This window comes from Nocardioides coralli (genome assembly GCF_019880385.1).
Classification (GTDB): Bacteria; Actinomycetota; Actinomycetes; order Propionibacteriales; family Nocardioidaceae; genus Nocardioides; species Nocardioides coralli.
Genome location: NZ_CP082273.1, coordinates 2,523,285 through 2,537,050, shown reverse-complemented (window position 1 = coordinate 2,537,050; position 13,766 = coordinate 2,523,285). Strand labels below are relative to the sequence as shown.

At 72.8% G+C, this 13,766-nt stretch carries 9 protein-coding genes; 7 read left to right on the top strand and 2 right to left on the bottom strand.

The annotated features are described in order from the left end of the window. Window positions 1-11: 11 nt before the first annotated feature. Window positions 12-1,967, bottom strand: a complete 1,956-nt coding sequence (locus K6T13_RS12360; protein ID WP_222894867.1) for a sensor histidine kinase — start codon at window positions 1,965-1,967, stop codon at window positions 12-14. A gap of 157 nt (window positions 1,968-2,124) precedes the next feature. Between K6T13_RS12360 and K6T13_RS12355 the strand changes: the two genes are divergently transcribed. Genes K6T13_RS12355 through K6T13_RS12345 form a run of 3 tightly spaced genes read left to right on the top strand, consistent with a single transcriptional unit; the run spans window position 2,125 to window position 5,661 of the window. Next, window positions 2,125-4,080, top strand: a complete 1,956-nt coding sequence (locus K6T13_RS12355; protein WP_222894866.1) for a TIGR03960 family B12-binding radical SAM protein — start codon at window positions 2,125-2,127, stop codon at window positions 4,078-4,080. 43 nt (window positions 4,081-4,123) lie between these two features. After that, window positions 4,124-4,963: a hypothetical protein gene (locus K6T13_RS12350; protein WP_222894865.1), complete on the top strand. Its 840-nt coding sequence runs from the start codon at window positions 4,124-4,126 to the stop codon at window positions 4,961-4,963. Continuing rightward, complete coding sequence (locus K6T13_RS12345) at window positions 4,960-5,661, top strand: hypothetical protein (protein WP_222894864.1); 702 nt, start codon at window positions 4,960-4,962, stop codon at window positions 5,659-5,661. Before K6T13_RS12350 ends, K6T13_RS12345 begins: the two co-directional genes overlap by 4 nt. 87 nt (window positions 5,662-5,748) lie before the next feature. On the opposite strand, the gene K6T13_RS12340 is transcribed toward K6T13_RS12345, so the two are convergent. Next, entirely contained in the window at window positions 5,749-6,669 is a 921-nt protein-coding gene (locus K6T13_RS12340) for an endonuclease/exonuclease/phosphatase family protein (RefSeq protein WP_222894863.1), read from the bottom strand. Between the two features lie 92 nt (window positions 6,670-6,761). On the opposite strand from K6T13_RS12340, the gene K6T13_RS12335 reads away from it, so the two are divergent. The 4 genes from K6T13_RS12335 to K6T13_RS12320 all read left to right on the top strand — a co-directional run bounded on the left by K6T13_RS12335 (window position 6,762) and on the right by K6T13_RS12320 (window position 13,753). After that, entirely contained in the window at window positions 6,762-7,946 is a 1,185-nt protein-coding gene (locus tag K6T13_RS12335; protein ID WP_222894862.1) for a winged helix DNA-binding domain-containing protein, read from the top strand. Between the two features lie 129 nt (window positions 7,947-8,075). Beyond that, the gene (locus K6T13_RS12330) at window positions 8,076-9,782 is read left to right on the top strand and encodes a S8 family peptidase (RefSeq protein ID WP_222894861.1); all 1,707 of its coding nucleotides are present in this window, start codon (window positions 8,076-8,078) and stop codon (window positions 9,780-9,782) included. 50 nt (window positions 9,783-9,832) lie between these two features. Continuing rightward, window positions 9,833-10,525, top strand: coding sequence for a TIGR03936 family radical SAM-associated protein (locus K6T13_RS12325; RefSeq protein ID WP_222894860.1), 693 nt, complete (start codon window positions 9,833-9,835; stop codon window positions 10,523-10,525). Window positions 10,526-10,870: 345 nt separating this feature from the next. Next, window positions 10,871-13,753 (top strand): ribonuclease E/G, encoded by a 2,883-nt coding sequence (locus K6T13_RS12320; protein ID WP_222894859.1) that lies wholly within the window; start codon window positions 10,871-10,873, stop codon window positions 13,751-13,753. Window positions 13,754-13,766 lie beyond the last annotated feature (13 nt).

Sequence of the window (13,766 nt, the reverse complement as noted above, 5' to 3'; positions counted from 1 at the left end):
GAGTCGCCGGCTCAGGCGGCCGGCAGGGTGAAGCTGAAGGTGGCCCCACCCTCGGGGTTGTTGCGGGCCATGATCTGCCCCCCGTGGCGACTCACGATGCGGCGGCACAACGAGAGGCCCAGGCCGGTGCCGGCGAAGGTCTGGGCGTGCTCGGGGGCCCGGTGGAACTCCTCGAAGATCCGCTCCTCCTGCCCTGGCGGAAGGCCGATGCCCCGGTCGCTGACGTCGACGCGGACGAAGCCCGCCTCCTCGTCCGGCCGGGAGCACACCCGGACGTGGGGCCGCTCGCCGTCCCGGGTGTACTTGACGGCGTTGCCGATGAGGTTGGCGAGCAGCTGGCGGGTGAGCATCCGGTCGGCGTCGACCGTGTGGCGGGCGTCGAGCTCGAACAGGGGGGAGGAGTCGGCGTCCTGGGAGGAGTAGGGGGCCACGATCTCGGACAGCAGGCCGTCGAGACACACCTGGCTGCGGTTGAGGAGACCGTCCCGGTTGACGGTGTAGGCCAGCCAGTCCTCGATGACCTGCAGCATGCGGTGGCTGTTGAGCTGGGCCCGCTCGAGGAAGAGCATCGCCCCCGCGGGTCGCGGTCCGCTGACGGCGTCGGCGGCGAGCTCGAGCCAGCCGTGGAGACTCGCCAGCGGACTGCGCAGGTCGTGGGCGACCACTCCGGCGAAGCCGGTCAGCTCGCTGAGCCGGTCGCGCTCGGCCGTGACGTCCGAGAAGAGCACGATGGTGCGGTCCGGCGTCCCGTGCATGGGCCACGAGCGGACGTCGAGGACCCGCGGGTGACCGTCGCTGTCGACCATGAGCTGCCCGGACCAGGACCCGTCGGCGTCCGCGGTCAGGTCCTGCAGGGAGAGGTCGGTGCCGTCACCGCTGCGCAGGCCGAAGTGGGTCACCCAGTCCACCGGCACCCCGACGGGGATGCGGCGTCCGACCAGCTGGCGGGCGGCGACGTTGTGGAGGACCACGCGCTGCTGGTCGTCGAGGACCACGAGCCCGTCGGACATCGACTCGAAGACGGTCCGGAGCAGCTCGGCCTGCTCGTCGGCGGCTGCCCGCTCCTGCTCCAGCAGGTCGGTCGCGGCCGCGCGCTGGTCGCGCAGCACGGCGAGGTGGAGGGTGATGAAGGTGGAGGCGGTCAGCAGCAGGTCGATGATGACCGACCCGGGGATGATCCCGGTGTAGCCCCACTGGTTGATGGGGTGGAGCGTCGCGAGGGCACCCCCGAGGGCGACGCAGAGGGCGTAGAGCGCCGCCCCTCGCACCGTCAGCACGCTGCCCGCGACGACCGCCGGCAGTAGCAGGAACCAGGTGAGCGGGAGCTCCGGGTCGTAGTAGGTGACCCAGAGGCAGACGGCGCCCAGTGGGGCGAGGGCGCCGACCACCCAGCGGGGCACGCCCTCGCCGACCCACCTCTGGCCGCTGAAGAAGAGCCCGAGGAAGCAGACGCTGCCCACGTAGACGTAGACGGTGTTGCGCAGGATCCACCACAGCGTGAGCCGGTCGATCTGGCCCGCCTCGAGGTTGGGGTAGCCACCGAGGAGTGCCACGAGGACGCCGGCGACCGCAGCCAGGCCGAGCAGCGTCAGGTTTGCCGACGCCGTGGCCGGCGACCAGCCGTGCCCGCGTCGCAGCCGGGCGTAGACCACCACCAGCCCGACCCCGACCCCGATGTTCGTCACCCCCATCCACAGCGCGTCGGCGAGGGGCCAGTCGAAGGCCAGGGCGACCATGAGGAAGAGGCTGAGCTGCCCGAGGACGTGTGCGGCCTGTGTGAGGCCCGGGCGGGTGCGGCCGTCCCAGACGACCGTCGACCAGATGACGGTGGCGGCCATGGTGCCCCACATCTCGGTGGGCTGGTCGGCCGGCGGCATCACCTCGAGGCTGAAGACCGTGAAGGCGAGCGCCAGCGGCACGACGACCGCGAGACGCCGTGCCGCAGTGGTCTCCGTCTGTTCTCCCACGTGTTCTCCCCGTCCGGGACACAGTCGACTCCCGGTCGCTTCGGATGGTAGGCGCTCGTGGGGTCCCGGGTGCCCTGACTCGCTGAATCGGCACAGCCGCGAGGCGGGCGTACGATGGCCCCTTCCGACCCCACGCCAGTCTTCGAGGTGTTCCGTCGTGCCCGTCGCATCGGTCTTTCCCCGGCTCGAGCCGAGGCTGCCATCGGTGCAGAAGCCCATCCAGTACGTCGGTGGTGAGCTGAACGCCACCGTCAAGGACTGGGACTCCGTCAGCGTCCGCTGGGCGCTGATGTACCCCGACGCCTACGAGGTCGGCTTGCCCAACCAGGGCGTCCAGATCCTCTACGAGGTGCTCAACGAGCGGGACTGGATCCTTGCCGAGCGCACCTACTCGGTCTGGCCCGACATGGAGCGCGTGATGCGCGAGGGTGACAGCGAGGGTCCGATCCCGCAGTTCACCGTCGACGGCCACCGGCCGGTGCGGGCCTTCGACCTGCTCGGCGTCTCCTTCGCCACCGAGCTGGGCTACACCAACCTCCTCAACGCCCTCGACCTCGCCGGCATCCCGCTGCAGGCGGCCGACCGCGGCGAGGAGGACCCCGTGGTCGTCGCCGGCGGCCACGCGGCCTTCAACCCGGAGCCGATCGCCGACTTCGTCGACGCCGTCGTGCTCGGCGACGGCGAGGAGGTCGTGCTCGCGATCTCCGACGTGGTGAGGGAGTGGAAGGACGAGGACGGCCCGGGGGGCCGCGACGAGCTGCTGCGCCGGCTCGCGGTGAGCGGCGCGGTCTACGTGCCCCGGTTCTACGACGTCGCGTACGCCGCCGACGGCACGATCGAGGCCGTCGTCCCCAACCGGCCCGGCATCCCCGACCGGGTGCGCAAGCACACGCTCATGGACCTCGACGCCTGGCCCTACCCGGCCAAGCCGCTGGTGCCCCTGGCCGAGACCGTCCACGAGCGCTTCAGCGTCGAGATCTTCCGCGGTTGCACGCGCGGCTGCCGGTTCTGCCAGGCCGGCATGATCACGCGGCCGGTCCGTGAGCGCTCGATCAACACCATCGGCGACATGGTGGAGAACGGCATCCGCAAGACCGGCTTCGAGGAGGTCGGCCTGCTGTCGCTGTCGAGCGCCGACCACACCGAGATCGGCGACGTGGCCACGGGGCTGGCCGACCGCTACGAGGGGTCCAACGTCTCGCTCTCGCTGCCCTCCACCCGGGTCGACGCCTTCAACATCACCCTCGCCAACGAGTTCTCCCGCAACGGCCGGCGCTCCGGGCTGACCTTCGCCCCAGAGGGCGGGTCGGAGCGGATGCGCAAGGTGATCAACAAGATGGTCACCGAGGAGGACCTGATCCGGACCGTCGCCACGGCGTACTCCCACGGTTGGCGGCAGGTCAAGCTCTACTTCATGTGCGGGCTCCCGGAGGAGACCGACGAGGACGTGCTGGCGATCGCCGACCTCGCCAAGAAGGTCATCGCCAAGGGCCGCGAGGTCTCGGGGCGCAACGACATCCGGTGCACGGTCTCGATCGGCGGCTTCGTCCCCAAGCCGCACACGCCGTTCCAGTGGGCCGCCCAGCTCGACCACGAGACGACAGACGAGCGGCTCCGCAAGCTGCGCGAGACGGTGCGCGAGGACAAGCGGTACGGCCGCGCCATCGGGTTCCGCTACCACGACGGCAAGCCCGGCATCGTCGAAGGACTGCTCTCACGCGGTGACCGCCGCCTGGGCCGGGTCATCGAGCAGGTCTGGCGCGACGGCGGCCGCTTCGACGGGTGGAGCGAGCACTTCTCCTTCGAGCGGTGGATGGACAGCGCCGAGCGCGCGCTGGCCGGCACCGGTGTCGACGTCGACTGGTACACCACCCGTCCCCGCGACTACGACGAGGTGCTCCCGTGGGACCACCTCGACTCCGGTCTCGACAAGGACTGGCTGTGGGCCGACTGGGAGGACGCGCTCGCCGCCGCGGACGACCCCGACTCGGTGGTCGACGTCGAGGACTGCCGGTGGACCCCCTGCTACGACTGTGGTGTGTGCCCCGAGATGGGCACCGAGATCCAGGTGGGACCGACCGGCCAGAAGCTGCTCCCGCTCTCGGTCGTCTGATCGACGCGGCCCCGCCGGGGGCGACGTGCCAGACTCCGGGCCCGTGAACCATCTGCTCGACCTCGCCTCCCGGAAGCTCTGGCGACTCACCGGGCGCCCGGTGGACCTCCATGGCACGGAGTCGTGGCTGGCGGCGCCGACGAGCCGCACGGCCCGGGTGGCCGACGGGTGGCTCGCGACCGAGGCGGCCCGACACGGGGGCCGCCTCGAGGAGGACTCGGCCACGGCAGGGCTGCTGCCGTCGATGGCCGTCCTGGACGGGCCGGGCTTCGACGCGGCCTGTCTCCGTCCCGAGGTCCGCGACTTCTACGAGCACACCGCCGCCTGGCAGATGGAGGTGTGGACCGGCTGGTCGCCCGTCTTCTGGCCGGCCGGCGAGCTGGTGTCGAGGCTCTACGGGCGACGGGTCGAGCAGCTCGCGCTGCCGATGCGACCCCTCGACGTGGCGCACGGCATGGACAGCCGCCTGACCCTGATCCGTGACGGCGACGGCGCCCAGGTCGCTGCCGCCTGGGTGCGGACCCTGCGCCGCGGCGGCCGGCACGTGTTCAGCGGCTGCTACTCCGCCCGCCTGCTGCCCGGGGCAGACCGCCCGAGCGTCCACGTCGCCTTCCCCCTGGAGTCCGGGAACGTCCAGGTGTTCCTCCGACCGTCGGTCACCGCCGCCGGCGGGCTCGTCCTGGCGTCCCCTCCCGGGAGGTTCGGGCAGGACGGCGCCTACGTGGTGGTCCGCGACCGGCGCGACCACGCGGCGCGGGTGCCGCTGCACGAGACCTTCCACGTCTACGTGGACCAGGCCGGTGTCCTGCGCACCGACCACGAGCTGCGGCTGCGTCGTACGTGGGCGGTGCGACTGCACTACAAGCTCGAGCGCGCGGCATGACGGTGCACTCGTTCCACCTGGTCGAGCTGCCGTGGACGGCGACGGCGCGAGCGCTCGCGCGACCACCCACGTGCGCGTCCGTGCCGGGGCTGCAGCACGCCGAGTGCCTGGCGCTCATGCGGCTCGGCGCAGCCACGGTGTCACCGGAGCGGATGCAGCTGCGCCGGCTGGCGGTGTTCGCGCAGTGGCGCGACGAGGCGGCGATCGACCAGTTCCTGGCCGACCACCCGCTGGGCCGCCACCTCGCTGTCGGCTGGCACGTCCGGCTGGAGTTCCTGCGACGCTGGTCAGCCCTCGCGGCCCTGCCCGACCTGCCCCGCAGGGCGGGCACCTGGTCCCAGGACGAGCCGGTGGTCGCCGTCACGGTCGCCCGGATGCGGCTGCCGGAGGTGCCGCGGTTCCTGCGCTGGGGCAAGCCCGTCGAACGTCTGGTCCGGGACCACCCCGGGACGACCCTGGCCCTCGCGGCCGTCCGGCCGCCGCGGACGATCTCGACGTTCTCGGTCTGGCGGACGGTCGCGGAGATGGAGGAGATGGTGCACGGCCGGTCCTCAGTCACCGAGCCGGACCGGCACGCCGTCGCGATGGCGGAGCGGCGGCGCCGCGACTTCCACCACGAGTTCGCGACCTACCGGTTCCGCGCGCTCTCCGAGCACGGCTCCTGGGAGGGACGCACCGGCATCGTCCCCCAGCGCTGAAGCCGGCACGCTCGGAGGTTGAGGTGCGAGGAGCGCCAGCGACGAGCCACGAAACCACCGGGGCCCACGCGCCGACGGGGCCGCTCGTCAGTCGCAGGCCGCCGGCAGCAGGGTGAGCTCGGCCAGGACCCCGCGGTGGTCGCTGATCGAGCTCAGCACCACCTCGGTCGACCTCACCCGGAACGAGCGGTCTGCGAGCACGAAGTCGATCCGGCGCCGGGGTGCGTACGCCGGGACGGTGAACCCGTCCCCGCGGCCGGCGACGGCCCACGCGTCGACGAGGCCGGCGCGCTGGAGGCGGCGCAGCGGCGGCGTACCGGGCACCGCGTTGACGTCACCGCCGACCACGACCGGTCGGGGCGACTGCCGCACCCGCTCCACGACGGCGCCGGCCTGCTGCGTGCGGACCCGGCGCGAGGCGTGCTCGAGGTGGGTGCTGAAGACGTCGACCCGTCGGCCGTCGACGTCGATCGTCGCCCGCACGAGACCCCGGCCGTAGAGGCCGGCCCGTGAGGGCAGCCGCTGGTTCCCCGACGTGACGATCGGGTAGCGCGAGAGCACCGCGTTGCCGCTGGCGCCCGGTCGCGCGCGTCGGCCGGGACCGAACACGGCGTCCATGCCCAGGCGGCGGCCCAGCCATCGCGCCTGGTCGACGCCGTCGCTGCGCCGCCGGCCGCGGTCGACCTCCTGCAGCAGCACCACGTCGGCGTCCCACGCCCGCAGCTCCGCGGCCACCCGCCCGAGGTCGAGGCGGCCGGCCTTGGTGCGGCCGGCGTGGATGTTGAGCGACAGCACGGTCAGGTCCGCGCGCGCGGGGAGCGGGCACGGCGCGAGCGTGGCGCCTGCTGCGGTCTCCTGTCCCGGGGTTGTCGGGGGCGGCTCGTCGGGATCCGCCGAGGGAGCCGGGGGAGGGGGCGAGGGAGTCGGTCGGTCCGCCGCCGCGAGCCCCGCCACGACGGCGGTCACCACCACGGCGACCGCGACGAGGACCACCAGTGCCCGCTTCACGACGCCGCTGCCCGGGTGAGGAGCCGGCACCGCACCGTGGCGTGCCGGTGGGTGAGGGGAGAGCTGGACATGGCTCCGGCAGGATAGGCCGCGTGAGGCACGTTCCCGACACGGAGCGCCGCGCCCGTCTCGCTCGTCGGCACGCCGTCGCCCCCGCCCACCGCGTGGCGGGTCCGGTTGCGGCCACCGAGGCGATGGTCGTCCTGCACGCCACCGAGCCCTTCGGTCCCTACCTGTCGATCGCCGCCCGCACCGAGGATCCCGGCCCCGACGACGTCGCGGCCGCTCTCTACACCGACCGCACACTCGTCCGGCAGCTCGCGATGCGGCGCACGCTCTTCGTGTTCCCCCGTGACCTGCTCCCGGCCGCGCTCGGCAGCGCGTCGGCCCGGGTGGCCGAGCAGCAGCGCCGGCTGCTGGTCAAGGAGCTGGTCCGTGCGGGCGTCACCGAGGACGGCGAGGCGTGGTTGGTCGCGGCGGAGCGTGCCGTGCTGGAACGGCTGTCCGACGGCTCGTCGATGTCGGCCACGCGGCTGCGCGAGGAGGTGCCGGAGCTGGCCGGTCGCAGCCGGGCCGTGGACGGCAAGAAGTGGTCCTTCGCGACGCCGTTCGCACCCCGGGTGCTGACGCTCCTGGGCGCGCGCGGTGACCTGGTGCGGACGCACAACGACGGCCACTGGCGGACCTCGCGCCCGACCTGGGCCCGGATGGAGGCCTGGCTCGGCGAGGCGCCGGAGCCGTGGCCCGAGGAGAAGGGCTACGCCGAGCTCGTACGCCGGTGGCTGTCCCGGTTCGGTCCCGGCACCGAGGCGGACCTGGTGTGGTGGCTCGGCGCGACCAAGGGCGCGGTCCGCCGCGCCCTCGGCGACGTCGGTGCCGTCGAGGTCGCCCTGGACGGTGGGCGGACGGGCTACCTGCTGCCCGACGACCTCGACCCGGAACCGACGGTCGCGCCCTGGGCGGCGCTGCTGCCGGTGCTCGACCCCACCACGATGGGGTGGCGTGACCGCGAGTTCTACCTGGACCCGGCACACACGCCGTACCTCTTCGACAGCAACGGCAACGGCGGCTCCACCGCCTGGGTGGACGGCCGCATCGTGGGGTGCTGGGTCCAGGACGACGCGGGTGCGGTGGAGGTGTTCCTTCGCGAGGACGTCGGTGCCGACGCCCGCGGCCTGCTCGACGCGGAGGCCCAGCGGCTGACCCGCTGGCTGGACGGCGTGGTGATCTCCTCGGTCTACAGGTCGGCGCTGATGAAGGGCCAGCCGCTGCCCTGAGGCGCTAAACCTGCAGGTTCGTGCGGTGCACGAACATGAGGCAGCAACCTCCGGCGGACCCTCGTCGGCGCTGGCTAGGTTCCGATGGCCCCGCACTCGGCGGGGCCATCGACATCCCTCGGGAGAGACATGAACCTGTCGTCATCACCGGCGCGCCGCGGGCGTGGCCTGGCCGTCACCGCGGCCGCCGCCCTCACCCTCGGCACGCTCACCGCCACTGCCGGACCGGCAGCGGCGTCACCCGACCCGGACCGCAAGGCCCCGGTGCTGGGCGAGGAGCGGTCCTCGGCCATCGACGGTCGCTACATCGTCGTCATGGAGGAGCGCGCCAGCGGCGCGCAGGAGCAGCAGGCCGCCGACGTCGCCCGCCGCAACGGCGGCTCGGACGTCGCCCGCTTCCAGTCCGCGCTCGAGGGCTTCTCCGCCAAGCTCCCCGACCGCGCGCTCCAGGCGCTGCGCAGCAACCCGAACGTCGCCTTCATCGAGGCCGACCAGCGGGTGTCGATCGCCACCACCCAGAACAACGCCACCTGGGGCCTGGACCGGATCGACCAGCGCAACCTGCCCCTCAACGGCACCTACACCTACACGCCGACGGGCTCGGGCGTCACGGCCTACATCATCGACACCGGCGTCCGCGCGTCGCACGCCGAGCTCACCGGCCGGATGGCCTCCGGCTACACCGCGATCAGCGACGGTCGCGGCACCGACGACTGCAACGGGCACGGCACCCACGTCGCCGGCACGGTCGGCGGCACGACGTACGGCGTCGCCAAGCAGGTCACCATCCGCCCGGTGCGGGTCCTCGACTGCAACGGCTCGGGCAGCACCTCCGGCGTCATCGCCGGCGTCGACTGGGTGACCAGCAACCACGCGGCCGGCACCCCGGCGGTCGCCAACATGAGCCTCGGTGGCGGTGTCTCGACCGCCCTCGACAACGCCGTCAACAACTCGATCGCCGACGGCGTCTCCTACGCCGTGGCGGCGGGCAACGACAACACCAACGCCTGCAACGGCTCCCCGTCGCGGGTCGGTGCGGCCATCACCGTCGGCTCGACCACCAGCTCCGACGCCCGGTCGAGCTTCTCCAACTACGGCTCCTGCCTCGACCTGTTCGCCCCGGGCTCGAGCATCACCTCGGCGTGGCACACCTCCGACAGCGCCACCAACACCATCTCCGGCACCTCGATGGCGACCCCGCACGTCGCCGGCGTGGCCGCCCTCTACCTGCAGGGCAACCCGACCGCGTCGCCGAGCACGGTGGCCAGCACCATTACCAGCACCGCGACCTCCGGTGTCGTCACGAACGCGGGCAGCGGATCGCCCAACCGGCTGCTCTACTCGCTGCTGACCGGTGGCACGCCCCCGCCGCCCCCGCCGACCGGCAACGTCCTGCAGAACCCCGGCTTCGAGTCCGGTGCGACGGCCTGGACCGCCACCAGCGGCGTGATCACCAGCTCGACCGGCGCCCCCGCGCGCACCGGGTCGTGGAAGGCCTGGTTCAACGGCTACGGCACCTCCAACACCGACACGCTGACCCAGGACGTCACGGTGCCGAGCTCGGGCAACGCCACCCTGTCGTTCCACCTCTACATCTCCAGCGCGGAGACCACGGCGTGGACGGCCTACGACACCTTCCGGGTGCAGATCGTGTCGGGCGGGTCGACCACGACCCTCGGGACGTTCTCCAACCTCGACGAGGGGACGTCGTACGTCGAGCGGAGCTTCGACGTCTCGGCCTGGGCCGGTGACGCGGTGACGGTGAAGTTCGTCGGTACCGAGGACTCCAGCCTCGCCACCAGCTTCGTCGTCGACGACACCTCGCTGACCGGCTGACCCCAACCGAGGAATGCGAGCGCACCCGGGCGGGGTCCTACCCTGTCCGGGTGCGCGAGCAGCCTGAGCAGCAAGCCCCACCTGTCCAGCGGCTCCGGGTCCGCTACGCCAAGCGGGGCCGGCTCCGCTTCACCTCCCACCGCGACTTCTCCCGCGCCTTCGAGCGCGCCGTCTTCCGGGCCCGCGTCCCCATGGCCTACTCCTCGGGATTCAACCCCCACCCGCGCATCTCCTACGCCGGAGCGGCGCCGACCGGCTCCGCGAGCGAGGCCGAGTACCTCGAGATCGCCCTCGCCGAGCGGGCCGAGCCGGACCAGGTCCGGCGCGACCTCGAGGACGCACTGCCCGCCGGCCTCGACGTGCTCGCCGTGGCTGAGTCGCCCGGGGGATCGCTCGCGGACCTGCTGACCGCGAGCCGCTGGCGCATCGACACCGCCGCGGACCCGGAGGCGCTGGCCGGTGCGGTGACGCGCTTCTTGGATGCCGACTCGGTCACCGTGGAGCGGATGACCAAGAAGGGGATGCGTGAGTTCGACTGCCGGGCGGCCGTGGTGACCCTGACCGCCGACGGCGGGTCGCTCGACCTCGTCCTCCACCACACGGTCCCGGCTGTCCGGCCCGACGACGTCCTCACCGGGCTGCGCCAGCTGACGGGACTGCACACGGGGGACGCCCCGCTCCTCACGCGGCTCGAGCAGGGGACCCTCGCCGAGGACGGATCCCTGCGCGACCCCTTCGCCTGAGCGACCCACCCTCCGGGCATGACCCCGTTCGCGGGCCCGTGTGCGATACTCGGCCTCGGTCGGTCCGAACCGACCCGACGACGTTCTCGCCGGTCAGCACGAGTGGGCCGGCACGACGAACGCCCGTCGTCGCCCGACCGCGACGCGGCCCGGCTGGAGTGGGTGACAGACCTCCGGCGTACAGGGGCCCGGCGACCGCGGCAGGCCGGCGACAGGTGAGCGTCGACGCGGCCCGCGGAGGGTGTCGTCGGCACACACGAAGGCTTTGCGACGCCGTCTGGCACCACCGCGACGGCGACGCCGACGGTCCGGCGCACCCGTGGCGTCGGACAGAGGGATGTACCGATGACTGAGGACACCACTCCCGAATCCACCCCTGAAGCCGCCGAGGCGGCTGCGCAGCCCGCACCGGAGGACGCCGGCGCCTCGGCCTCCTCGGGGAAGGACGCCAAGCCCGCAAAGAAGGCCGCGGCGAAGAAGGCGACGACGGCGAAGAAGTCCACGACCGCCAAGAAGCCGACCGCCAAGAAGACCGCCGCGAAGAAGAGCGCGGCGAAGAAGGCCGCCGAGCCGACCGCCGCCGACGCCACGGCCGATGCCGCGGAGTCCGACGGGTCGGCGACCGACACGGAGACCCCGGCCGCCCCCAAGCGCGCCACGAGGAAGAAGGCCGAGCCCGCCCCGGCCGAGAGCCCGAGCGAGTCGACGGAGCCGGACGAGGGGCCGGCCCCCACCATGCTGCTCTTCCAGGCGCCGGACACCACGCAGGCGCCCGCCAAGCCGCGCCGCGCCAAGCCGGCGGCCGAGGCCGAGCCGGTCCAGGACGGCGCTCCCGCGGCCGGGGACGACGAGACCGGTGAGGACCAGGGCCCCGATGACGCCGAGGGCAGCGAGTCGGGCGACGGTGCCAGCCGCCGGCGTCGGCGGCGCGGGGGACGTCGCCGTCGCAAGTCCGGCGGCGAGGACGGCGCGGGGGAGTCCGACCAGGACGCCGACGCCGCCGACACCTCCGGCGACCCCGGCAGCACGGACGAGCAGGCCGGTGAGCCCGGTTCCTCCTCGTCACGGCGTCGCCGCCGCCGTCGGCGGGCCGGCGAGTCCGGCGGTGACGCCGACGACGACCCGCAGAACACCGTCACCAAGGTCCGCCAGGGCAGGTCCGCCGAGGACCAGATCACGGCCGTGACCGGCTCCACCCGCCTCGAGGCCAAGAAGCAGCGACGCCGCGAGGGACGTGAGGCCGGGCGCCGTCGGGCCCCCATCGTCAGCGAGGCCGAGTTCCTCGCCCGCCGCGAGTCCGTGGACCGCGTGATGGCGATCCGGCAGCGTGAGGACCTGACGCAGATCGCCGTCCTCGAGGACAAGGTGCTCGTGGAGCACTACGTAGCCAGGGAGTCGCAGACCTCCCTGATCGGCAACGTCTACCTCGGCCGGGTCCAGAACGTGCTGCCCTCCATGGAGGCGGCGTTCATCGACATCGGCAAGGGCCGCAACGCCGTGCTCTACGCCGGTGAGGTCAACTGGTCCGCGCTCGGCCACAAGGACGGGCAGCCGCGCAAGATCGAGTCCGTCCTCTCCTCCGGCCAGTCGGTGCTCGTCCAGGTCACCAAGGACCCGGTGGGCCACAAGGGCGCCCGGCTCACCAGCCAGGTGAGCCTCGCGGGTCGTTTCCTGGTCTACGTGCCCGACGGCACCAACAGCGGCATCTCCCGCAAGCTCCCCGACACCGAGCGCAACCGCCTGAAGTCGTTGCTCAAGGAGATCGTCCCCGACGGGGCCGGTGTCATCGTCCGCACCGCCGCCGAGGGCGCCAGCGAGGATGAGCTGACCCGCGACGTCGAACGTCTCACCGCACGGTGGGCCGACATCGAGAAGAAGGCCAAGGGCAACGCCCCGCAGCTCCTCTACGGCGAGCCCGACCTGATGCTCAAGGTCGTGCGTGACCTCTTCACCGAGGACTTCTCCAAGCTGGTGGTGCAGGGCGACGACGCGTGGGACACGGTGCACGGCTACGTCACCCACGTGGCTCCCGACCTCGAGGACCGGCTGGAGAAGCACGACGGCGACAACGCCGACCTCTTCGCGACCTACCGGATCGAGGAGCAGATCCACAAGGGTCTCGACCGCAAGGTCTGGCTGCCCTCCGGTGGCTCGCTGATCATCGACCGCACCGAGGCGATGACGGTCGTGGACGTCAACACCGGCAAGTTCACCGGTTCCGGGGGCAACCTCGAGGAGACGGTCACCAAGAACAACCTCGAGGCGGCCGAGGAGATCGTGCGCCAGCTCCGGCTGCGCGACATCGGCGGCATCATCGTCATCGACTTCATCGACATGGTGCTCGAGTCCAACCGCGACCTCGTGCTGCGTCGGCTCGTGGAGTGCCTGGGCCGTGACCGGACCCGCCACCAGGTCGCCGAGGTCACCTCGCTCGGCCTCGTGCAGATGACCAGGAAGCGGATCGGCACCGGTCTGCTCGAGGCGTTCTCGGAGACCTGTGAGCACTGTGGTGGGCGCGGCCTGATCACCACCGAGGCCCCGGTCGAGCCCAAGAAGGGCGACGACGACTCACGACGTGGCAACCGGCGCTCGCGCCGCGGCCGCGGCGGAGCCGGGTCCGGCAACGGCAACGGGGGCAGCGGAGGCAACGGTCAGTCCGCCAGCCCGTCGCCCAAGGACGTCGCGGCGATGGCGCGGCCCGCACCGAAGCAGGCAGAGGACGCTGAGGATGCCGGGAACGCCGAGACCGCCGAGACCGAGACCGAGGGATCCACGGCCGAGCCCGATGCCCCGGTGCCTGCAGCCGCCGCTGACCAAGCCCAACCGGCGGCGGAGCAGGCGGCTGACGCGACCCCCGACCGGTCGGGTGGAGCCAGCGAGCCGTCCGCCCAGGAGAAGCCCGACCAGGCGCCCGACCGGCCCGAGTCCGACGAGCCGAGCCCGGCCTCGGAGCCGGCACGGGGCGCTGATACGCCGACGGAGCCCGGGCCGGAGCGGCCCGCCGAGCCGCAGGCGCCCAAGGTCGTGACGCGGACGCGTCGCCGCAGCGCGAGCCGACCCGCGGGACCACCGGCGGGAGCGAGCGCTGCGCCCCCCACGGCGGTCGGGTCGATCGGCTCCCCGCCCGTCGACGGGGCGGTCGAGCCGGGGACGGCCGACGCCGAGCCGGCCACGCCACCGGTGGTCGAGCACGTCCCTGTCAAGAAGCGCGGATCGCGCAAGCGCTGACCCCGTACGGCTC

What these genes read in the sequence shown, in the direction of transcription:
- K6T13_RS12345 (WP_222894864.1), top strand. Translation starts at nt 4,960, where the DNA reads ATGACGGTGCACTCGTTCCACCTGGTCGAGCTGCCGTGGACGGCGACG.
- K6T13_RS12320 (WP_222894859.1), top strand. Translation starts at nt 10,871, where the DNA reads ATGACTGAGGACACCACTCCCGAATCCACCCCTGAAGCCGCCGAGGCG.
- K6T13_RS12330 (WP_222894861.1), top strand. Translation starts at nt 8,076, where the DNA reads ATGAACCTGTCGTCATCACCGGCGCGCCGCGGGCGTGGCCTGGCCGTC.